The organism is Vibrio sp. MM46 (assembly GCF_027587135.1).
Classification (GTDB): domain Bacteria; phylum Pseudomonadota; class Gammaproteobacteria; order Enterobacterales; family Vibrionaceae; genus Vibrio; species Vibrio harveyi.
Genome location: NZ_JAPPTO010000038.1, coordinates 1 through 22,200, shown reverse-complemented (window position 1 = coordinate 22,200; position 22,200 = coordinate 1). Strand labels below are relative to the sequence as shown.

Here is a 22,200-nt window from a genome sequence, read left to right as displayed (position 1 = left end):
ATTATCAATCGCGATTATTTTTACCTCAAATGTCGCACTCGCTAATTGTATTAATTATGATGAAAACTACGTGAGCTCTAAAATTCTTAAAAGTTCCGAAACAAAAGTCACTCAGGTTGTTGGTAAGTTAGCGGTGACGGTAAATGAAGAACGCTCTATTGTACAGGATAAGAGAGTAGTTAAGGTTGAAGGGTTGAATGCGACCGACAGCTGCACCTTTGATAAGAACTCGATGTCGTTGATCCTCAACTATGATACTGATAAATATCGTTTAACAGACACTCACAAACAAGCGATTTCGCAATACTTGGAACTGGTTGACGAAGGTACTCGTGTTCTTGTTGAAGGGCATACTGATGAAGTCGGCTCTCAGGCTTATAACAAAGGCTTGTCTGCTCGTCGCGCGAATGCCGCAACAGCATACCTGAAACAAGGGTTAGGTCTAGGCAACAGGATTGTTGAAAAAGCATTCGGTGAGTCTGCGCCGATTTGTAAGGTAAATGAAAACAAAGTATCTGGCTGTAACCGTCGAGTTGTATTAACGATAGACTAATGTGTAATCCACTGTTTGCTGTTGTCATTATAATTTTTATGTGCTCACTATTAAGTGGGGTTGTTTAGTAAAAGAGCTTGGTACTTACCAAGCTCTTTTATTACTGATATTTATTATGGAATAATAAATGTCTATTTCATTTTTCAATCATTAATCGATAGCATTTAATTTTGTTTTTATACAACGATAATTAAAATGTCTATTTCTCGATGCGTTATCGCTTCTACCTTTTTTCTATTCATTAGCCACCCAATATATTCAGCGGAGCTCATTATTGGACCAAGTATGAGTTCGCAGTTAGAGAGGGTGATATCAAATCCTTCTATTAAGAAGGACGTATCCGATTCATTGTTAGGAATCGACAAGAATCACAATCACATCCGTGACGACGTGGAAGCTGTGTTGAAAGCACTCAAAATCAGTGAAATTAATCACGATTTTCTTTTGCGTTACGTACAATATTCTTCAAGCATTTTGCAACACGACTTCTCGAGTAACGATGCGAAGAATCAGCTCTTGGCATACGAGATCTACAAAGATTACCGTTATGTCAGACATTGCTTTAAGGAAGCCGGGGTGGATGGTAAAGATCTTTATGATGCGATACATGCGGTAAATCGATTGATGTTCAATACCGATGCTCGAATTGTCGCGTACCTGAACTACGAAAAGTACATCGACATAAGTACCATGTATGAGGGCATTAGTTACGATTGTAATAACTAGGGGTTGTTGTGATTTCAATTGGGAGGGACTGGGTTAGAGGACGATTTCTTATACCTTGGAAATCAATGACAGTGTCACTTTTTATTTATAGCCTTTTGTCTTAGCTAGTAGGGGACGCTCAAAGCTAATCACTTTGAGCGCTTTAGTTGTTCATTCTCTATATTCTACCGATTTTATATATTTTCGATTGTAAGTTACTTAAAAAGGAATACAATCGCGAAATGTTACCCCTCCTTGGTGGATCTAAAAATGATAAAGAAAACCCTCCTAGCTATGGCACTTTCTGCCAGTATTATTGCGCCTGCAATCGCTTGTACTGGCATCTCTCTTTCAACTACTGCAAATGACCATATTCACGCTCGAACGATTGAATGGGGCGAGAGCGATCTCAATAGTAAACTGATTGTCGCCCCGCGTGACTATACGTTCACATCAACCATGCCAGACCAAAAGCACGGTTTAAGCTGGAAGAGCAAATATGGATTTGTTGGTATTTCAGTGAGTGATGACCGCTTTATTGGCGAAGGTATTAACGAAGAAGGGCTAACAGCTGGTTTGTTCTACTTTAAAGGGTACGGTTCTTTAAAGGCTTACAACCCGAAAGATCGCGCAAATAGTATCGCTGACATGGACTTTGTCCGTTGGATGTTGTCACAATTTAAAACCGTTGAAGAAGTGAAAACCGCAATGAAAAACATCGATATTGTGCCAGTGTATATCGATGAAAAAGGGCAGCCATCACCAACCGGACATTGGCGTGTTACTGATAAAGCAGGCAACAACATCGTAATTGAAATTATGGATGGTGGTCAGGTACATATTTACGACAATGAGGTGGGTGTACTGACTAATTCGCCAACCTTCCCATGGCAAGTAACGAACTTGAACAACTACATCCATCTGCAACCGGGCATCAGTGCGCCGACCAAGTTTGGTGACGTTGAAGCGAAATCTTTTGGTATTGGCTCTGGTTTCTTAGGTTTGCCGGGAGACATTACGCCGCCATCACGTTTTGTTCGTGCTGCGTTCTTTGTTAATACCGCGCCAGAATCAAAAAACTCGCAAGAAGCGGTCTCTCAAGCGTTCCATATTCTAAACAACTTCGATATTCCAATTGGTACTGAGTTTAACGCCGAATATCGTGAGCATATCCCAAATTTGCCAAGTGCCACTCAATGGACATCAGTGATCGACCAAGGAAATGGTGCGTTTTACTACACAACCATGCATGACAGCCGAATTAAAAAGGTTGATTTGAAAAAGATAGACTTTAACCAAAAGCAGGAGCTTAAACGTCAGCTTGATAGCGGCTCGTTTACAGTTGAAGAAATCCGTCTATAATTCATAAACCCAAGGGAGCAGGTGAGAGCCTGTTCTCTTTCAATCATTTTCCTTTTATTTCCCTTCTCTTTTCGTAAATCTCTCTTTTTCAACGACAAGCTCCCAAAGGGCATCCTTTGCAAATAGTAAGGGGCTTAGCTTGCATGCTTTGTAGCGGATTCTTGATTTAGACCCACTAGACCTTTAAATCGCCGCCGCGTCTTTAAACCAATTCGTTCTCGCTGAATCAGGTATCTCGAGGTATATAGCTAAGATTAGAAAATCAGGCAGAAAGTGCTGTTTTTAGCCTTTTAATTCGGTTTTATGCGATTCTCATAGGCATTCTTTCAGAAATGTTCTAGCGTATGCTATCCAGACTTCCTCTGATATTTGCCAGAATCTCCCTAAATATATAAATGTTAGTTGGGGAAGTGGCGTGAAGGATAAAATGGAGAGATATTGGATTCAGTTGGTTGATAAAGCTGGCACTGCTTCTGATTTGTCGGATTTAACCCGTTTAAGGTTGCGAGGCTGTATTGGTAAATATGGCTTGAGATATAAGGTTGAAGGGGGCGTGCTTGCCGAGCATCGTTATGATCGAAAACGTCTTAGCCTAAATTTAGAGAGTGAAGAGTAAGCTCCACTCTCTAAGATGTCTTATGAATTGCTTTTGCTGGTTACTTTTTCTAAAGCGATTTGTTTAGCATCATTACTTGTGAACATTTGGTATGGACGCAGACCAAACAAAGGCATGATTGAGTAGATATGATCGAACAAGTCCGCTTGCACACCTTCATAGTAAGCCCAGTCAGTATTGTTGGTAAAAGCGTAAACCTGCAACGGAATACCCTCTGGTGTCGGCTCTAGCTGCCTCACCATAATCAGCATGTACTGGTGAATGTCTTTGTTCGCTTTCAAGTAAGCATTAATGTAAGCGCGGAACATACCTAAGTTGGTCATTTGACGTAGGTTGCCGAAGGCGGGTTCCTCACTCATTTCTTGATTGTAATCACTGATTTCACGCGATTTTTCATAAATGTACTGACGAAGGATTCGGATGCTTTTTAGCTTTTCAATTTCTTCATCAGATAAGAAGCGAATTGATGTGACATCAACATTCACGGACCGCTTGATACGGCGACCGCCAGAATCTGACATGCCTTGCCAGTTAATGAAGGCGTTTTGCACCAATGCGTAAGCAGGCAGCATGCTCACGGTGTTATCGAAGTTTCGAACTTTTACTGTGGTGAGTGAGATTTCCTCTACTGTGCCATTCGCACCGTAAGAGTCCATTTGAATCCAATCGTTCAGGCTGATCATGCGGTTTGCAGATAGTTGAATGCCTGCAACAAAGCCCAATATCGTATCCTTAAACACCAACATGACGAAGCCCGTCGCAACGCCTAAACCTGATAGGAAAATTACCGGTGATTCGTTGGCAAGAATCGACATGGAAACCACAACACCAACAAAGAAGGTGAACAGTTTTATCAGTTGGACGAAGCTTTTGATCGGCATTCTTCTCGTGATGCCTTTAAACGTCGCAATGTCATTTAACGCATCAAGCAGGGCAAAGATCATCCAGATAAAAATGACTAAAATAGAGATGCTTAGAATCCGGTCAAAGATGTTTGCTAACCAATCATAGTGACCTACGGCGAGAGGGATAAAGACATCCAACACCATGATTGGGATCAGTAATGAGAGCTTTTCTAAGACATCATACTTCGCCAAGCTTTCAGCGAGTGGTTTATTGGCTTTTTGTAGAACATTATTGACTGACCGCACGATCAGGTGATGCACTATCAAGTAGCTGATCGCTGCTGCGGTTAAGCTCGCAAGAATGAAAACGGTTGTGAGTTCGATGCCATAAGGGTCACTATTGATGCCCACGGAACTGAGTTTGTCTGCTATGAAAGTGCGAATGTGATGATCGAGCAAAATGTCATCCTCAAAATGTAACCTGAATGAAGAAGTGAGAACTTCTTTGAAGAGGTCAGGCAACAGGCGTTAGAAAGCCGCTCATCCTACTCTCCATCTCTTTGTTTTGCACTGGTTTAATCCAGCAATCTTGAAACTTATTATTCAAAAATAGCGTATAGCCGATGATGTGATACAGGTTTAACATCCAATTATGCAAACGGGACACGTATTTCTGTTAAGTCTGTGAACTCCCTATGTTTTATTAGACTAGACTGAAAAGGCGGCTCGCGTTTAATTCAAGAGGCATTCAATGGAAAATTCTAATCAATCACAACAGCCTACATTTTTGTCTAAAGGCTGGAAATACTTCGTTATCGTTGGCGTTATTATCTCTTTAATGGGCATTGGTGCTATGAGTTTGCCAGTGCTTGCGGGCGTAACGATATCGACTATAGTAGGTGCGGTACTACTGTTCAGTGGTTTGGTTCAGGCATACCACACGTTTTCTATTAATGTGTGGAAAGAGAAGCTTTGGTACGTATTAAGTGCTGTGCTGTATATTGTCGGCGGTCTGTTCATTCTGTTTAAACCATTGGCAGGTTTGGTGACCATTACTATGTTGATGGTGATCGTGATGATTCTAAATGGTTTAACCCGTGTATTTTTCGGCTTAAGTAATCGCAGTTTACCAAGCAGTAATGTGATCGTGTTCAGTGGCGTGATTTCTGTTCTGATTGGTGGCTACTTCTTTATGTTGCTCGACGATCCTGCGTTCTCGACTACATTGCTAGGCACTTTTGTTGGTATCTCATTATTGATTGAAGGCATTAGCTTTATCTTTATGGGGATGCAAATGAAGAAGCTCTCTTAAAGAGCGCCATCTAGTATCTCGAGGTTACTTGGGTATAGAACAGTACAAAGTGCCTGCCGATTCGGTGGGCATTTTTTATAGAACGATAAAGGTGAAGGGATTAACGAAACAACAAAAAGCCCGATCATCAACTCGGGCTTTTATTGTGAATTAATGAGATCTGTTAACGCTCTGCGTTATTTGGATTCACAAGGTTTAGTGAGGCTGACATTGCGCTTTTCTTTGAGTGAAAGAACCAACTGAGGCACAAGTGACATCGTAATCATGCCGATCATTAGGCTGTATTGAATAGGCGTGAAGCTTTCACCCATCAAAACCAAACCAGAAACAATGCCCGCAACAGGGTTAGCAATGCCACCGAAAGTAAAGTCCACAACCGACATACGCTGCAATAACCACACGTACATGCCGTAGCCAAGTGCGGTGTTGAGTATGATGACCCACAGTAGTCCACTTAGGTTTCTTAGAGTGATGTTTTCGACTGCTTGAACGTATGGCTCAGGGTTAATGCTTGCTAGTACACCTGCCGCGATAGATAAAACAACGCCGCCTAAAATAAGTTGCCAAGTGAGTACCGTCCACCAATGCATTCTTGAACCTAGAGACTTAGTTACGCTGCTGCCGATCACAATACACATAATGGCAGAGAGCATAGCCACTAGACCGATCGGGTTTAGCGTAATCGAGCTTGGGTCGAACAAAAACCAAGCCAGGGCGATAAGGGTGGCCCCGCTGACTCCTTGAATAAGGCTCGGTTGGCGCTTGTAAACCACCCACCCAAACAGCATGGCAAAGACAGGTACTGAAATCATACCCACACCAGAGATTGCAGAAGGTAAGGTTAACGCCATCACGAAAATGAGACCAAAAAAGAGGGCAATATTAATCGTGCCAAGCACAAGCAAGATCTTCCAATCTTGTTTCTTTGGTAAAGAAGGTTTGATAGCAAGTAGCAATAGACCAGCTGGCAATGCTCGCAGTGCACCAAGTAACACTGGCGGCCAGTCTGGCAAAGTAAACTGTGTCACAGCGTACGTTGTACCCCAGAAGAACGCCGGAATCATCGCGAGTAAAATGTTCATGTTAAATATCTTTACGTTGAGATAATTTGTTGTAAAGGTACGCTCGTTATTGCTTCTTGTAAAGTATCTTTATGTTAAAATAAATTGGTCAATCAAAATGTCTTTGGAGATAAAAGGATAAATGGACGCAATTGATAGAGTGGTAAGTCAGTGGGCTAAGGAAAAGCCTGATCTCGATACCGAGCCAATGGCGATCATGGGGCGTTTAATGCGGATTGCTAAATATATGGAAAACCACGTTGCCGAAGTGCATAAGCGCTACGATCTTAAAATGGGTGAGTTTGATGTATTAGCTACGTTGCGTCGTAGTGGTGAACCTTATCGTTTAACCCCTTCGGAGTTGATCTCATCGATGATGCTGACGTCTGGTGCCATGACCAATCGACTCGACAAGCTGGAAAAAAAAGGATTGATCGCTCGCGAGCACAGCAAAGAAGATCGCCGCAGTGTGAGTGTTCAGCTTACTTCAAAAGGTTTTGAGCTGATCGATGCGCTTATTGAGCAACATTTACAGGCTCAGCATGAATTAATGGGGTCGTTGACTCGTGATGAAAGAGCACAGGTTAATCAGGCATTAAAATTGTTATTGCCTCAATATGAATAAATGAATTCAAAGGTTTAGGATAGGGATGAATCGCGAGCATTAGATAGTTAGCGCAGTTTCTCGATACATTGATGTGTGCAGAAAGTGACTTTCCGTTCGGTCCTGATGCGTTGGTTTTTAAAATCAAAGAGAAGATGCTCGCCATTCTAGCCGAGTGAAATGGGAGAGAGTACGTAAGCGTTAAAGTAACGCCTGAAGACGGGTTAGTACAAAATTTGTGTGAACGCTCATATGATCTTGTGGTCGCCAAATTAACCAAAGCTCAGCGTATTTCATTTGGATATCAGTAAGATAGTTTGTTATTGCTCACAGATATTCGGCTTATTATCAATATCAATAAACAAAAACTCGCACCTTTAACTCGCACCGACTATATAAATGTTATGGTGATGTTAAAGGTGAAGTTATGCGTGCACTCTCTGAATGGTTAGAAGCTTACGGTGAAAGCCATCAAAATCCAATCAACCAGAAAATTCATAAAGTTGCTGTCCCTGGCATCTTTCTTTCTGTCGTCGGGTTGATATGGTCCATTCCGCAGATTCCTTTGTTTGGGTTCAATCTCAATTGGGTATGGCTGGCGGCGTTACCAGCTTGGATCTTTTATTTCCGACTCTCACTAAGCGTATTTATGATGATGATCGGCTACACGGTTGCGTGTATTGGCTTGATATGGTCAATGGAGATACTCGGTTGGCCGGTACTCCACATCTCAATGCTGCTATTTGGAATCCTTTGGATATTCCAGTTTATCGGGCACAAGATAGAGGGGAAGAAGCCCTCGTTTTTCGAAGATATTCAGTTTCTTTTGATAGGACCAATCTGGGTCTTTCGTAAACATTAAAAGAAAGGTCTGTTTATCAGATTCGCGACTTAGGCTGTGCTACCATCCTGCTGCTTTGAAACACCCAGAGGTATGAGGTGTAGAGCAGTAATGAGGTTGCCACATGAGTGCAGATCAGCATTTTCAAGGTCAGTTTGAAGTCGAATTGAAATACCGTGTACAAGATAAACAAGCTTTTTTAGCAGTGTTGAGTGGTTTAGAACATGAAGTCATGTTTGAAGACAATCAAGAGTCTGATTGGTTCTACGACACGCCAGAACGCAAACTCAGTCATGAAGGAAAAAGTCTGGTAATCCGAGAAATCGAACCGTCTGGTATCAAACTTTGGATTGTCAAAGGACCGGAAGAGGATCGCTGTGAAGCCACCGATATTACTAAGTCACATGCTGCCAAAAGTATGCTAGGAAACATGGGCTACGAAGTGATTCTTCAAACCAAAAAAGTACGCAGCATTTACTTTATCGGCTCATTCCATATTACTCTCGACCATCTAGAAGGCATTGGGCACTTTGCGGAATTCGCCATTATGACCGATGACGAAAGTTCACTTGTTCGTTATAAGCAAGAGTTAGAAGCGCTTGCGGCACGTTTTGGTTTGGATGAGTCGAACAAGGAGTTCCGTTCATACAAGCAGATGTGGCAGTCTAGGTAAAATTCACGTCATTTCTTATTGGTCTGACAAGCAACTCCCTCCAACAGCACTATGATTAGAAGTAGTGCGTAAGCAATGCGCCTACGCCCATTAACAAAATAGGTAACCATTCGCGATAGTGTCCGTGACAATGTCACGAACTTGGAGGGGCAATGTACAACCGCGAGCACAAATACGTGTATTGGCGAGAAGAGCGCAAGAAAGGCAAGTGGCACTATATTATTAAGTCTTTCTTGATGATCTGCTGTGCGTTGCTGCTTGGCAAAGTCATTGGCTTGTTTATATTCGGTGAGCTGCAAACCTTTAAAGACATCACGGAGCAGTTTCCTGCGGATTTATTTATCGTGATGCTGGTGGGCTTTCCTATTAGCGTGATAGGTTGGTATCACGAAGAGTCTAAATTTTTCCGTGCTCTAAAGCGTCGAAACAAGAAGTTTAAAGCTCGATTAGAAAACCGCAAAAAGAAGAAATAAGACCGTTTGATAACATACCCAAGTAACCTCGAATCAATGGCAGCACTCTGACCTCCGCATATCAAAGTCACTTGGGCATAAGCCGTAAGATTCGATTTTCGCGGCATTTTTGATGGCAACTTTCATTTCAACGTTTCATTCTTTCATCTTGTTTTATCTCCATTCAATTAGTGTTTAACCATCTCCATTCAATTAGTGTTTAACCATCTCCCATTTTTGTCTGTTGCTCGTATCGCGTGAAATTGTGCGCCTGATGGCATTATTTATTTCTGATTGCGATGCGGTGCTACTTTCATGATTTTGGCTAAGATTTTTTGAGCGTCTCTTTGCTAGATTTTTGCAAAGAACATCCTAAACAGGAACGGCAATGGATATGAAAATCATGCTACACAGCCAACAGGTGTACTTCTGCAATGATGAAGCGTTGGCAGCAATGCAAACTGAATGTCTAGAGACCTTATACGACTACAATCAAACACGTCCTTCGGAGGGAGAGAAGCGCTCTAACATATTGAATCACTTGCTCGCATCGGTTGGAAAGAATTGCTACATCGAACCGCCATTGAGAGCTAACTGGGGCTGCCATACTCACCTAGGTGACAATGTTTACGCTAACTTTAATCTGACTTTAGTTGACGACACTCATATTTATATCGGCGATCATGTCATGATTGGACCGAATGTTACCATCGCGACTGCTGGGCACCCAATTGATCCGGAACTAAGGCGCGACATCGCTCAGTTTAATATCCCAGTTCATATTGGTAATAACGTTTGGATAGGGGCGAACTCGGTGGTATTACCGGGCGTGACAATCGGCGAAAACTCCGTAATTGGCGCGGGGAGTGTCGTAACAAAGGATATCCCAGCTAATGTTGTTGCGGTTGGCAATCCTTGTCGAGTATTACGAGAAATCGGCGAGCACGATAAAGAGTTTTACTTTAGAGATCGTAAGATTGAGCAAAACATGTTTAATGGTTAGCCCGTTACATGAACATCGTTTGAGCATTTCGGAAAAGCGGGCAGGTCGGTATTACTCGACCTGCCATGGCGCTAAAAGACAAAGTTCACCATGATGGTGTACATGTTTGCATTATCATCCTCTGGTGTATCGACGAATGCGCCAGATGCATTGCGATAAGCTTTGAAGTGTTGCCATTCTGCATTGAGTGACACATTGTAGTGAAGATCGTATCTCACACCAAGTAGGTAGCTGTCCCCAACCTTGTGCTCGTGGTCATCAAACTGCTGACCATAAGTCATGTAAGGGGTAAATTTGTTCAGGTTATACGCGCCTTGAGCGTACCAAGCGGAAGCGATATCGTTGGTTTGACCTTCGACGGTTAGCGTGAAGGCATCAAACTCGTACTCAGCACCTAATGAATACAATTTAATGCTCTCATTTTTCAACTTATCAGTGTATGACGGAAGAATAATGATTGAGCCATCAGGCGCTTGAACCGGGAAGTTAGTTAACTTGGTTTCTTGGTCATAGTTCGAATCCAAATACGTGAAATTCCAACGATAGTAATCGCCACTTAAGATGAAGTTAATACCGTACATTTCATTGGTCTTGAAGGTGAGCTCAGTACTGTCATTGAAGTCGACCGTACTTTCATCGTGGAAGCCGACAAATGGTGTAGTCGTCAGTGTCATGCTGTCATTGATGTCATAGTTCCACAAGAATGAAATGCCGTTAAACGCGGTGATGCCTAAGATACTGTCATAAACTTCATTTGGTGGGCGAGCAGGGGTAAATGCGTGTCCGACATAGTAGTATTCAGAGGCTAAGAACACGGGCATTCTCAGACGACCGCCACGAAACTCAATATTGCCATAGGTATAGGCGAGGTAAGCCCACTCTAGTTGCGGGTCACTCCAATGGTCTTGCGGTCTTTTCACCACCTGCGCGGATGCTTTAAACGCGTCGTAGTAAAAATCCAGTTGAACACCTAATGTGGTGTCACAGTCATAACAGTTTTCGTCATCGATAAAACGATTCACTAATACTGGCGTTTTGTTGTCTGTTGTCGCCCATGAGGTTGAGCCAAAGCCACTTAATGATAAGTTATCGGTGAGTTCGATTGCTGCCAAGCTCGGGAAAGCGACGCTACTTAGTGTTGTTGCCGTGATGGATGCGATGAGTGTTTTCTTCATATTATTTCTCCGAACTTACAACGTAGAGGATTTGAGCATTTGAAGGAAGGCTACTCACTGGTGCATACCCAATGCGGTTAGGCTTTTCTTTCATCCATTCTAAAAGGGCTTCCATACTGGAATTATCAATGACTTTCGGTGGGCGAGCTTTACCTGAAAACGACAAGCTAGCCCAGTGCGCATTCATTTGCGCCGCGTTTTTATTGAGTAAATAACGGTAGAACTCTGAACGTTCAGATGACGCATCCGGCCAATCAGACAGTTCGATTCGCTTACCTTGTAAACGCTTGGTTTTACCACGATACAGTTTTCTCGCTTTGGTTATGTTGAGCTCATCAAAATTAGAGTCGAGGGAAAAAATCGCATAGCTATCGGCTGCGAGAGCTTCACTATCGAACGACATCAGCAAAGCAAAAACCATCAAAGCTGTAGAGAGCGATTTGAGAACGTTATTTTTAGCTATAGAGAAGTGGGTATCCATACTATTACCCCTTAAATGACGCTTTCAATCTGGTGCAGAAGTTTTTCTTTTCTGACAGGCTTCGGTACGTATGCATCCATGCCAGAGTCGTAGCAACGCTGGATATCATCGTCCACAACACTTGCTGTCAGTGCAATAATCGGCGTTTTGGGTAATCCCGAATTTTTTTCGTAAGCACGGATTTCTTTCGTCGCTTCGAAGCCGTCCATTACAGGCATCATGCAATCCATCAAAATGATGTCGAAACCGTTATCTTGTTGAAACATATCAACGGCGATCTGACCATTTTCGGCAATCTCAAACTGATACCCAGCTTTACTCAGCAATAACGAGGCAACTTTCTGGTTCACCGTATTATCTTCTACAAGCAAAATGCGCTCAGAACGACTTGGAAGCGTATTGATAGAGGTCGGTTCCGGTTTATCTTGCGGTTTAGATTTCGCGCTAATGCCAGTACCAGAGAAGGCAGACGATACGTTGTCTTCAACGATTGGAACAGCCGTCGCTTTTGCTAATTTCTCTTTCAATATGTTGGCTTTGAAAGGTTTCGGTACGTAATCATCCATGCCAACATCAAAACACTTCTGAATGTCGTCATCGACCACACTTGCCGTTAACGCGATAATTGGGATCTTCACACTGCGATTTTGTTCGTGTTCCAGCTGTCGGATTTTCTGCGTGGCCTCAAATCCATCCATAACTGGCATCATGCAATCCATAAGAATCAAGGAGTATTGGTTCTTTTTGAACATCTCGACCGCTTCTAGTCCATTTGCTGCTAGGTCAAAAGTAAAACCCGCTTTGGTTACGTGCAAGCCTGCGATTTTCTGGTTTACGGTGTTATCGTCGACCACCAAAATCTTACTTTGCGACGGTTCTGATGTACCCACCACTGCTTGTAAATTTGCTTGGTTGAATTTGGTCTCGCAATTTTCAAGCGCTTTGACCAGACGTTGCCCAAGAAGAGGTTGCGTAATGATGGCACTGACACTTTCACCAAAATCAAATTGGTCACTATGAAGGTGTTTAACCAAGCATAAGCGGACGTTCTGCGATTCAAGCTTGTTGAAGTGATCTTCGCTTTCCATTGCAGCATTTGGTCGAGTTTCAGCGTAGATAACAATGATGTGCTCATTGTCATTAATCCATGTTGGTAAACTATCTAAACTCGTAACCGATTGGTGAACAGCGATACGGTAGAAGTTCAATTCATCACGAAGCGTTGTTTCCATGTTGGTGTCGTCGCAGACCAACCAAATTTGTCCATAATTTGCGGTGTGTTTTGCATCAAAGTCGAGTTGAACAACAGAAGGGTTCAGTTGGAAGAAGAAGCGGCTACCTTTGCCTTTTTCTGATTCAAGTTGAATTTGCCCACCCATTAACTCAACCAGTTGAGTGCTGATGGCTAAGCCCAGCCCAGTACCGCCAAATTGGCGGGTAGTGGAGTCATCTTCTTGTGCGAATGGTTCGAAGATCTTTTTCTGTTGTTGCTCATCAATACCAATACCGGAATCTTGAACAGAAAACTCCATTACGGCATTTGAACCAGAAACAACATGAGTTGTAACAGAGAGGAGCACCGTTCCTTTATCAGTAAATTTAACGGCGTTAGACATAAAGTTCATTACGACTTGGCGTAAACGGTGATCGTCGATCATTAAGCGGAAAGGCGTGTTGCGGCTGATGTTTACTTTAAGGTCGATGCCTTTCTCTTTTGCTTTTGGTGAAACGATAGAAGCAATATCGTAAATGGATTCACGCACACAGGTCGAGTGCGGACTGATCAATAACATACCTGATTCAATCTTAGAGAAATCGAGTATGTCGTTAATCAAGCTAAGTAATAGTTGGGAGGACGTTTCAATCGTATCAACATAGTCGCGCTGTGTTGCGGTTAATGATGTATCAGATAGCACTTCAGAAATACCAATAACGCCATTAAGAGGGGTGCGGATTTCATGGGACATGTTGGCTAAGAAGCTGCTTTTCGCTTTGCTTGCTTTAATTGCATCGTCTTTTGCGCGCTCTGCGTCTTCTTTCGCTTGAGTTAATTTAACCTTGGCTTGTTCTCGTTCATAACTGAGTCTCTCGACTTCTTGGGCAAACTTACTCAGTTCGTCTTTACCTTTGACTAATTCGACAAGGGGGGATTCTTCGCTGTAACTGTCACGACGTAAGAACTCAAGAACCAGTTGAAGATTGCTGGTTACTTTTCGAACCAAACGCACGGCTAAGCTCACGACGAGAATTGTCATGACTGACATGACGCTAATGAACATCAGTCGTTGTTGGTTTGCCGCGGAAATGGCATGTTCTACGTCTGCTTGCAATTGCTCCGTCATTTTGTTGTCGACCGCCTTAAGCAGAGCGAGTCGACCGTTTAGAGCTGTTAAACCAGCTGCGATTTCTTGTGGTGGAAGTGTACTAAGTGCTTCTTCATTTAAAAGGAAGCTTCTAAATTCTTGACTGCGTACAAAGACGTCATTGGTGAAAGTTTCAATAAGCAATTCAACTTGCTGTTGATTGGCGTTTAATGTGACGAAGCGTTCTAAGAACAGTTGCTGATTCTTAACTAAGGAGTCGATCTCGCTGCTGACATCTACGTCATAGCTTTGATTTTGTTCAATAGAGTAAATTAAATATTGACTGAGCAGGTTTTCTTCTTGAGACCAGAACATTAACCACTCAATTTGCATCAATGCTGAAAGGTGGGCTTGAATTTCAAAAGTTGCATCATTGAATGGCACCTTTTCTAATGCCAATAAAATCTGTTTGTAGGTATCTGCACGCCACTCTGCGATATCGAGACGCTCGTCCATGTCGGTGGCTGCCGACAGAGAGAGGTTCGCTTCTTCGAGGCTAGAAAGAAGGTCTTTCATCTCAGCGCCTTTATCCAAGAAAATGCCATTGGCACCATTGCTGAGTGATTGAGTTACCGATTTTATTTCTGCTTCAACATCGGTAACTTCAGTGTTATTCGGCAAATTATAGAGATAAGAGACTTTGTCCATATAGTCAGAGAACAGTTGTGCTTTCTCAAGATCTTGCGCTTGGCTAGATAGTCGATGAACTTGCTGTCCGGCTAGAAAGAGAAGCAAAATGATGGGTAAGAAAACCAAGCTAAATAGCTTGTGTTTTACCGATAGGTTATTCCATGAAAACGATCCGACCACTGTGCACGTCCATATCCAATAAGTTGATATGAAAAGTGTAGGCTAACTATCTCAATTGTTAGAAATTCAGCACAAAAATTCGTACTTTTGCCATATGAAAACTGTGACACCTGCGACAAAAGTTCGATTTGTTAAGGATATAAAACTTTAAATCTATCAATAAAAATTGCGTTTCTCATTCAGTGAGAATTATTCAATTTACTGATATTTATAAACAAATTTCATTTGTTGAATGATTAAAATGTTTTGTCGTCAAGACTACTAAAATGTCTGTTTCGATATACAGGGGTGAGTATAATTGGCGGATTTTCTTGCTGGTGAGACCGTAGTGTAAACGTACTTGTATTTTTTAAAATCTGTACGCCAACATTCAAGGTCCATGAGCTGGAAAAAGGCTTAAATAAACCGCTAATCGATGGCAAATAACAATAACTAAATCATGAACGTATCTCGAAGTCTTCAGTCAGTCACCCTGCGTTACACTGTCCCAATAGTGTTGATAGCACTCTTTACTAACTTTACTTATTGGGCGTATCAACAAGTTGATGAGGCGAAAAACCTAGCTCGATACCATGTAAAATCGGCGGAGATCAACCTAGGAACCATCGTCGATGGATACCGCGATTTACTACGAGCAATGAGCAAAGACGAACACTTCATCGAACCCGATATTACGTTGCAAGAACGGGCAAATCGTGCGGTCCCTTACAAGCAAGCCTTTGAGCTTGCGGGTATTGGCTTTAGTGATGGAGTCGGGAACATGGTGAGCACGCACAACAATAAGGTGCACTCCATCGCTCATCGAGATTACTTTCATCAAGTGATTCGCAGTAAAAAAGCAGTGATGACCGACGTTCTCACTGATATCTCAAACGGCAATATCGTATACGTGTTATGTCGCCCTATGTTCGATGAATTGGGAGACCTAATGGGTACCATCTCAGCTTCTATTCATTTTGGCGAAATTCAAACCGCGCTCCAAAGCGACAGCGAAAATGATATCTACAGCGTTTTGCTGGACGAAGATCTGAATATCATTAGCCACTCTAAAGATGAGTTCTATGTAGGGGTAAACTTATTCAACTACGGTTATGAGAAGCTGTTTGATCGCGAAGGGAATCTGAAAGCACTTACCGGGGCAAATAATGGGGGATTCTTTACTTACAGTTCGCCATTTGATCTATCTTACGTTGAATTCACTAAAGTAGATGGAACACCTTGGATTCTGTTATCCAAAGCTAAGTTCAGCAGTTTGTTGGGTGAAGGCACCATGATGTTTGGTGTGAATGTTCTCATGATCATTGCTATTTACGTTGTGATTGCTCGTATGATGGGGAAACAAGTGGTTGGTTTGACCCAGCCCCTTGACCGATTTTTAGAAGAGAGCCAAGTTGTGTTCAACGACACGTCCATGGAGCTAAAGGAACATTTTGAACAAGTTCTTCAAGCAAGTCGGAATGGTGTTTTTTGCTCACGAAGTGGCTTGCTGACTCGTGAATACTTCTTGCGTGGCGCTGAAAAGTCACTGTCGCTCAGTAACAGTCCTAAAGCATGTATCTTCTTTGATATGGACAACCTGAAGTTTATCAACGACACCTATGGTCATATGGCTGGGGATAAAGTGATTGCGTTGTTTGTGGCAGTCTTGCGAGAACACTTTGCTCACAAACGAGACCTCATCGGTCGTTTTGGTGGGGATGAGTTTGTTGTTCTAACTCAAGAGTTTAATAGTAAGCGAGAGCTAGAATTAAAGTTGGATCAGTTTCTTTACCAACTCCAAGCAACCGCAGACCGTTTAGGTATTGATATTAATCTAACCGCGTCGATTGGTGTTGTGATGACTGAGGATGTAGAGCGAGATATTGAGACGCTTCTCCATTGCTCAGACATGGCGGTGTACCGCGCAAAACAACTAGGTAAGGGGCGCTACAAGTTTTACCACTCATCTATGATTGAAGTACCTTTGGTCAGTTCGGTGTAGAAAGCCCAAACAAAAGCCAGCAATGATATCTTGCTGGCTTTTTTGTTATTGCTTGAGATGGTTACCTAACAGAGTGGCTTTAACTATTAACTATTAATTCTTAGGTAGCGTTGTGAAGATAGTCCATTCTTTCTCGACTTCACCTTTGTATCCGACCACGGTTGCGGTTACACGGCGATTGAGTGCATGACTTCTTTCATCTGTCCCTTGAGCGGCAAGTTTGGTTTCACCAAAGCCGACGATTCTTAGACGATCTGGTGATATCCCATTTTGAATCAGCTCGTTGCGAACGCTTTCTGCCCTGCGTTTCGAAAGGGCAAGATTGTATTCATCCGTACCAGTGATACTGGTGTAACCTTGCAGTTCAATTGACGTTGTTGGGTACTCTTTAAGGAAATCAGAAAGGTCGCTAATTTGCTGAGCAAAGACAGGGTTGATTTCAGAAGAGTCATTAGCAAATAGAACTCGAATCTGCATTTCTTGGGATGATTTCGCGTATTCCCCACAGCCGTCGTTATCGATCAAAGAGCCTTCTGGTGTTCCAGGACACAGGTCTCGTGCATTAATAACACCGTCTCTGTCATCGTCGATTAAGTCAGCAATCTGGTTAGCTGTCGGTGTTTCCATGTATTCGTATTCATCACCGGTTACTCTGTTTGAATTAGAGCCACTACAAGCGGAAATCAAACCAACCATGAAAAAAATAGGTATTACTTTCATATTAATACTCCACTTTCTCTAGCCACTCTCGTGGTATATCGATACGCAAAGAGTTAAGCAGTTGACCGGTTGCGTTCATTACGCGGTATTTTGCGTATTGCTCAGCATATTTGGCATCCAAGTAGTCCTTACGTGCTTCAAACAGCTCATTTTCTGTGTTGAGCAAATCAAGTAGGGTACGCTTACCAATACGATATTGTTTCTCGTAGGCAATGACTGTTTTTGCGGCTGAATCTACGTGATCGGATAGGAACTCTTTTTGTTGCAGCGTAAGATCCAATGCGCTCCAAGACAGCCTTAAACCTTCTTCAACATTTTGATATGCACCTTCACGAAGGTCTTTCGCTTTGTTGAGTTGGTAAGCGAAGTTTTCTGAGTTCGCTGCGTCACTACCACCGTTGTAGAGGTTGTAGCGCAATCTGAGCATAGCCAGTGTTTCGTCGCTTCTGCCTTTTAGACCGTCAGCATCATCACGCCAAGTCTGAGAAGCTTCAATTGAGATGGTTGGGTAGTTAACGCCCTTAGATTGTTTGTACTGGAACTTTGCGGAATCCACATCAGCCAACGCGACTTGGATGACTGGGTGGACTTCAAATGCTAATCCGATTGCTTCGTCCACGGTGTAAGGAAGGAAGTTTTCATCGGCACGTGGAAAGATCAAACCTTGTGGTGTTTGACCAACTAAACGAGTGAACATGGTATGAGAATCGAAAAGGTTGTTCTGTGCAGCCGCCAAGTTACCGTGCGCTTTCGCTAAACGAGCTTCAACTTGCGTTAAATCGGCAGTCGATCCAATCCCAGAATTTACGCGCTTTTTAATATCTGCGTAAATTTTCTTATGCACTGCAAGGTTGTTCTCTGACAGCGTTAATATTTCGTACGCTTTCACTGAGTCTAAATAAACTCTGGTTACTTCTAACGCGGTGTCTGAAGCGTCAGCGAGTAGTTGAAACCTTACCGATTCAGCATCTGCTGCAGTTCGGTCCATATCATTCAGTGTTGCGCTGCCATCCCATATGAGCTGGGTTAAAGTGATGGACGCTTCCTTTCGTGTTAAATCCGTGTCTCCACGGCTCACTTCTTCAGCCGGGTCAATCCCTTCATAACCGATGCCCGCATCCAAGTCTATGGATGGTAAATATGCTCCAGATGAGGCTTCGTTGATGTATTTACGACTGTTGAACTCATTGAACGCACTCTTGATGTCTGGGTTATTCTTCAACGTGAGCGCTACGGCTTGCTCTAAAGTTTGACCGAACACGGGTGACGTCAAAATGAAACTGCAGCAGCAAGCTATTTTTAGTCGATTCCATTTCACAGTGGTTCTCCTAGAAAATTTGTATAGCTTTTTAGTTATTTCATCTCAAGATTGAGACGAAACATCACAAATAACAGCTTATCGTCGATGAATTAATCAACATTCTGTTAACCCTAGGCTTTTATTCAGAAAATCCAGTGATCCGCCTAATAAAACCTTAGCACATATGAGCCAGAGTGCTCATTTGGTTGGCAGCCTTTATCAGAAGAAAAGCTTGAATTCTTAATATCATAGCGTCCTACAACCTGTTTCGCGCCTAAAGTAAAACGATCCCCGCCTATGGAACTCGTTCCCATCTCGTTGTCGCCATATACAAAGAAAACACGATGATTTTGACTAAACTATAGTCGTATTTGTTGGGGTGACAAACTTTTGACAACTTGAAAGCCTGGTGGGGTGATTTATGGATCGAGTAACCTTTAGCTCGCTTGCGAGTAATATCGTAGTTATTGGAATTGACGGGGAAATTAGGACCTTAGAACCAGGTCAGGTCCCTGCATCTGGGGAATTGGTTATCACTGAAGTGTCCGACACTTCTCAATTGAATTTCGAACAAATAGCCCCTGATGGCAGCTCAATTAATGTAACGGACGATATCACCGCACTAATTGAGGCAATCGCAGCCGGGGAAGACCCTGCACAGCTTGAAGGTGACTTTGAACCTGCAGCGGGTGAAAGCGATGGTTCGAGTCCACAGTCGACTGGAGCAATTGATCGTACGGGCGCAGAGGCCCTTGCTAGTACGGATTTCGAAACGGTCGGTACAGCAATACCCCTATCAGAAACTCAAGAGCTATCGTTGCTTGAGTTTATCAACCAACAAATAATTATCCCTGCTCAGGTTATCGTTCAGGACATATCCAGCCCGACAATAAACGAAGGTGATCAAGCGTCTTTTGAAGTCACTCTCGACCAGCCCACACAGCAAGAGACTGAGGTGACATTATCCCTTAGTGATGATTCTGCGACAGGGGGAGCTGATTACGACAACTCGGTTATTACTATTACTTTTGAAGATGGAAGTACGGATCAAATAAATGTCGGAGAAGATGGGACGTTTTCTGTTTCAATCCCCATTGGAGATGAGTCGTTCGTAATCACGGTGGATACGATTAATGACGATGTATTTGAAGGAAACGAAACTTTCACGTTAAGCGGTGGTACGGAGAACCAACCGGAACCCGTTACAGGTGTGGCAACAATAACAGATGATGGCACTGGTCCGAGTGAAGAGCCTGATGACGATCGACCGACCGTTGCTTCTGTCAGCGATACAGCCGTAAACGAGGGTGAGGAAGCTGTGCTTGAGGTAACGCTTAGCAACCCGAGTACGTCAGAAACGACGGTGAACATGACGTTATCTGATGGAACTGCGGAGGGTGGATTAGATTACACAAACACTTCCGTCACTATTACGTTCGAGGATAACAGCACTCAGATTGTTAATGTAAACCCAGACGGTAGCTTTGCTGTCACTGTCCCTGCGAATGAGGTTAGTTACAATGTCACGATAAATACGATAGACGATGATTTGTTTGAAGGAACGGAGACGTTTACGTTATCGGGCTCAACAGAGAATCAAAATGGCACAACGTCAGGAACGGGAACCATCGTTGATGACGGTTCTGGTCCCGGCCCCAATCCGGATGACGATAGACCGACAGTTGCATCTATTAGTGATACTACGGTTAATGAGGGCGATTTAGCCATATTAGATGTGACGCTTAGTAACCTAAGTACGACCGATACTGTGGTCAGTATGAATCTGGCTGATGGTAGCGCTGAAGGTGGAATAGATTACACCAACACATCCGTTACGATTACTTTCGAAGACAACAGTACTCAAGTCGTAAACGTCAATCCAGATGGTAGCTTTGATGTATCCGTGCCAGCGAACAATATAAGCTACAGTGTCACTATTAGTACGATTGATGACGACCTCTTTGAAGGCTCAGAAACATTTACTTTGTCTGGAAACACTGGCAATCAAGCGATTCCTCAGACGGGAACAGGGACCATTGTTGATGATGGTACTGGCCCGGGACCTGACCCTGATGACGACCGTCCAACGGTATCCATTAGCGATGCGGGAGTTGTTAATGAAGGTGATACGGCAAACTTCGTTGTGTCTCTAACTAATGAAGCTGATTCTCCAGTCCAAGTAGAACTAGGTCTTGATCTTGGTGATACCGAAACGGGCGATCTTGGCGTCCTAGAATACAACACTGGTTCAGGTTGGGTTGCCGTTCCAAACGATGGTGTAGTTACGGTACCTGCGGGATTAAGCGAGTTTGATGTTCGCGTTGCTACTATTGATGACGAAGTGTTTGAAGGTCCTGAAGAGTTCAGTGTTAGTGTGACAGGTTTGGACTCAGTTCAAGGTTCTGATTCAGGTAGTGCAACGATTGTCGATGACAATACTGGTCCTAGTCCCGATCCAGATGATGACCGTCCAACCGTATCTATCACTGACGCTGGCACGATTAACGAAGGCGATACCGCCAACTTCGTTGTCTCATTAACTAATGCATCAGAAGCACCAGTAGAAGTGCAACTCGACCTTAACCTTGGTGATACCGAAGCAGGCGATTTAAGCACACTAGAGTACAACACCGGCTCAGGTTGGGTAGCCGTTCCTGTTAATGGTGTGGTGACTGTACCAACTGGCTTAACTGAGTTCGATGTTCGAATCACTTCTATTGATGATGAAGTCTACGAAGGTCCTGAAAACTTCACGGTAGACGTGACCGGTCTCGGCCCTGTCCAAGGTACCGATACTGGTACTGCAACCATTGTTGATGATGGTACGGGTCCTGACCCAGATCCGGACGACGACCGTCCAACCGTATCTATTAGCGATGCTGGCACGATTAACGAAGGTGACACCGCCAATTTCGTTGTCTCATTAACTAATGCATCTGAAGTCCCAGTTGAGGTGCAACTCGACCTTAACCTCGGTGAAACGGAAGCAGGTGACCTTGGTACTCTTGAGTACAACACTGGTTCAGGATGGGTTGCAGTACCTGTCGATGGAATAGTAAGCGTTCCTGCTGGTATGACTCAATTCGATGTTCGAATCGCATCGATTGATGACGAAGTCTACGAAGGTCCAGAGAACTTCACCGTAGATGTGACCGGTCTCGGTCCTGTCCAAGGTACTGACACAGGTACAGCAACCATCGTCGATGATGGTACAGGTCCTGATCCCGATCCGGACGATGACCGTCCAACGGTTTTTATCAGTGATGCAGGCACAATTAACGAAGGTGACACCGCCAATTTCGTTGTATCACTGACCAATGCTTCTGAAGCCCCAGTAGAAGTG

19 protein-coding genes and 1 pseudogene are annotated in these 22,200 nt (G+C 43.3%); 13 read left to right on the top strand and 7 right to left on the bottom strand.

Annotation, left to right across the window (positions count from 1 at the left end):
* Window positions 1-70 precede the first annotated feature (70 nt).
* From OH459_RS26195 to OH459_RS26180, 4 genes are all read left to right on the top strand, one after another.
* Window positions 71-553, top strand: coding sequence for an OmpA family protein (locus tag OH459_RS26195; RefSeq protein ID WP_269989517.1), 483 nt, complete (start codon window positions 71-73; stop codon window positions 551-553).
* A gap of 285 nt (window positions 554-838) precedes the next feature.
* Window positions 839-1,279, top strand: coding sequence for a hypothetical protein (locus OH459_RS26190; RefSeq protein ID WP_005445956.1), 441 nt, complete (start codon window positions 839-841; stop codon window positions 1,277-1,279).
* 249 nt (window positions 1,280-1,528) lie between these two features.
* Window positions 1,529-2,620 (top strand): choloylglycine hydrolase family protein, encoded by a 1,092-nt coding sequence (locus OH459_RS26185; RefSeq protein ID WP_269989516.1) that lies wholly within the window; start codon window positions 1,529-1,531, stop codon window positions 2,618-2,620.
* A gap of 427 nt (window positions 2,621-3,047) precedes the next feature.
* Window positions 3,048-3,236, top strand: coding sequence for a hypothetical protein (locus OH459_RS26180; RefSeq protein ID WP_005445954.1), 189 nt, complete (start codon window positions 3,048-3,050; stop codon window positions 3,234-3,236).
* A 20-nt stretch (window positions 3,237-3,256) separates the two neighbouring features.
* On the opposite strand, the gene OH459_RS26175 is transcribed toward OH459_RS26180, so the two are convergent.
* Complete coding sequence (locus OH459_RS26175; RefSeq protein WP_009697516.1) at window positions 3,257-4,540, bottom strand: mechanosensitive ion channel family protein; 1,284 nt, start codon at window positions 4,538-4,540, stop codon at window positions 3,257-3,259.
* Between the two features lie 292 nt (window positions 4,541-4,832).
* Between OH459_RS26175 and OH459_RS26170 the strand changes: the two genes are divergently transcribed.
* Complete coding sequence (locus OH459_RS26170) at window positions 4,833-5,393, top strand: HdeD family acid-resistance protein (RefSeq protein WP_005445951.1); 561 nt, start codon at window positions 4,833-4,835, stop codon at window positions 5,391-5,393.
* A 176-nt stretch (window positions 5,394-5,569) separates the two neighbouring features.
* Here the strand turns inward: OH459_RS26170 and OH459_RS26165 are convergent, their stop codons facing one another.
* On the bottom strand, window positions 5,570-6,475 hold the full coding sequence (locus tag OH459_RS26165) for a DMT family transporter (RefSeq protein ID WP_256902164.1): 906 nt from the start codon (window positions 6,473-6,475) through the stop codon (window positions 5,570-5,572).
* Between the two features lie 121 nt (window positions 6,476-6,596).
* On the opposite strand from OH459_RS26165, the gene OH459_RS26160 reads away from it, so the two are divergent.
* The 6 genes and pseudogenes from OH459_RS26160 (at window position 6,597) to OH459_RS26135 (ending at window position 10,027) form a co-directional block, all read left to right on the top strand.
* Complete coding sequence (locus tag OH459_RS26160; protein WP_005445949.1) at window positions 6,597-7,079, top strand: MarR family winged helix-turn-helix transcriptional regulator; 483 nt, start codon at window positions 6,597-6,599, stop codon at window positions 7,077-7,079.
* A 71-nt stretch (window positions 7,080-7,150) separates the two neighbouring features.
* A pseudogene (locus OH459_RS26155) lies at window positions 7,151-7,369 on the top strand (MmcQ/YjbR family DNA-binding protein).
* 116 nt (window positions 7,370-7,485) lie between these two features.
* The gene (locus OH459_RS26150) at window positions 7,486-7,920 is read left to right on the top strand and encodes an Mpo1 family 2-hydroxy fatty acid dioxygenase (protein WP_005445940.1); all 435 of its coding nucleotides are present in this window, start codon (window positions 7,486-7,488) and stop codon (window positions 7,918-7,920) included.
* Window positions 7,921-8,023: 103 nt separating this feature from the next.
* The gene (locus OH459_RS26145) at window positions 8,024-8,572 is read left to right on the top strand and encodes a class IV adenylate cyclase (RefSeq protein ID WP_047516717.1); all 549 of its coding nucleotides are present in this window, start codon (window positions 8,024-8,026) and stop codon (window positions 8,570-8,572) included.
* Between the two features lie 152 nt (window positions 8,573-8,724).
* Window positions 8,725-9,045, top strand: coding sequence for a hypothetical protein (locus OH459_RS26140; RefSeq protein ID WP_005445937.1), 321 nt, complete (start codon window positions 8,725-8,727; stop codon window positions 9,043-9,045).
* Window positions 9,046-9,412: 367 nt separating this feature from the next.
* Window positions 9,413-10,027, top strand: coding sequence for a sugar O-acetyltransferase (locus OH459_RS26135; RefSeq protein WP_269989515.1), 615 nt, complete (start codon window positions 9,413-9,415; stop codon window positions 10,025-10,027).
* A 71-nt stretch (window positions 10,028-10,098) separates the two neighbouring features.
* Here OH459_RS26135 and OH459_RS26130 read toward each other — a convergent pair whose 3' ends face one another.
* Genes OH459_RS26130 through OH459_RS26120 form a run of 3 tightly spaced genes read right to left on the bottom strand, consistent with a single transcriptional unit; the run spans window position 10,099 to window position 14,856 of the window.
* Window positions 10,099-11,202, bottom strand: a complete 1,104-nt coding sequence (locus OH459_RS26130) for a porin (RefSeq protein ID WP_269989514.1) — start codon at window positions 11,200-11,202, stop codon at window positions 10,099-10,101.
* A 1-nt stretch (window position 11,203) separates the two neighbouring features.
* Window positions 11,204-11,683: a hypothetical protein gene (locus tag OH459_RS26125; protein ID WP_269989513.1), complete on the bottom strand. Its 480-nt coding sequence runs from the start codon at window positions 11,681-11,683 to the stop codon at window positions 11,204-11,206.
* Window positions 11,684-11,694: 11 nt separating this feature from the next.
* A complete protein-coding gene (locus tag OH459_RS26120; RefSeq protein WP_269989512.1) occupies window positions 11,695-14,856 on the bottom strand; it encodes a response regulator in 3,162 nt (1,053 codons plus the stop codon).
* Between the two features lie 439 nt (window positions 14,857-15,295).
* Between OH459_RS26120 and OH459_RS26115 the strand changes: the two genes are divergently transcribed.
* On the top strand, window positions 15,296-16,837 hold the full coding sequence (locus tag OH459_RS26115; protein WP_269989511.1) for a diguanylate cyclase: 1,542 nt from the start codon (window positions 15,296-15,298) through the stop codon (window positions 16,835-16,837).
* A 93-nt stretch (window positions 16,838-16,930) separates the two neighbouring features.
* Here the strand turns inward: OH459_RS26115 and OH459_RS26110 are convergent, their stop codons facing one another.
* Both OH459_RS26110 and OH459_RS26105 read right to left on the bottom strand, forming a co-directional pair.
* Complete coding sequence (locus OH459_RS26110; RefSeq protein ID WP_005445925.1) at window positions 16,931-17,557, bottom strand: OmpA family protein; 627 nt, start codon at window positions 17,555-17,557, stop codon at window positions 16,931-16,933.
* Between the two features lies 1 nt (window position 17,558).
* On the bottom strand, window positions 17,559-18,875 hold the full coding sequence (locus tag OH459_RS26105; protein ID WP_026138255.1) for a TolC family outer membrane protein: 1,317 nt from the start codon (window positions 18,873-18,875) through the stop codon (window positions 17,559-17,561).
* 403 nt (window positions 18,876-19,278) lie between these two features.
* Between OH459_RS26105 and OH459_RS26100 the strand changes: the two genes are divergently transcribed.
* A partial coding sequence (locus OH459_RS26100; RefSeq protein WP_333482895.1) for a Calx-beta domain-containing protein occupies window positions 19,279-22,200 on the top strand: 2,922 nt, incomplete at its 3' end.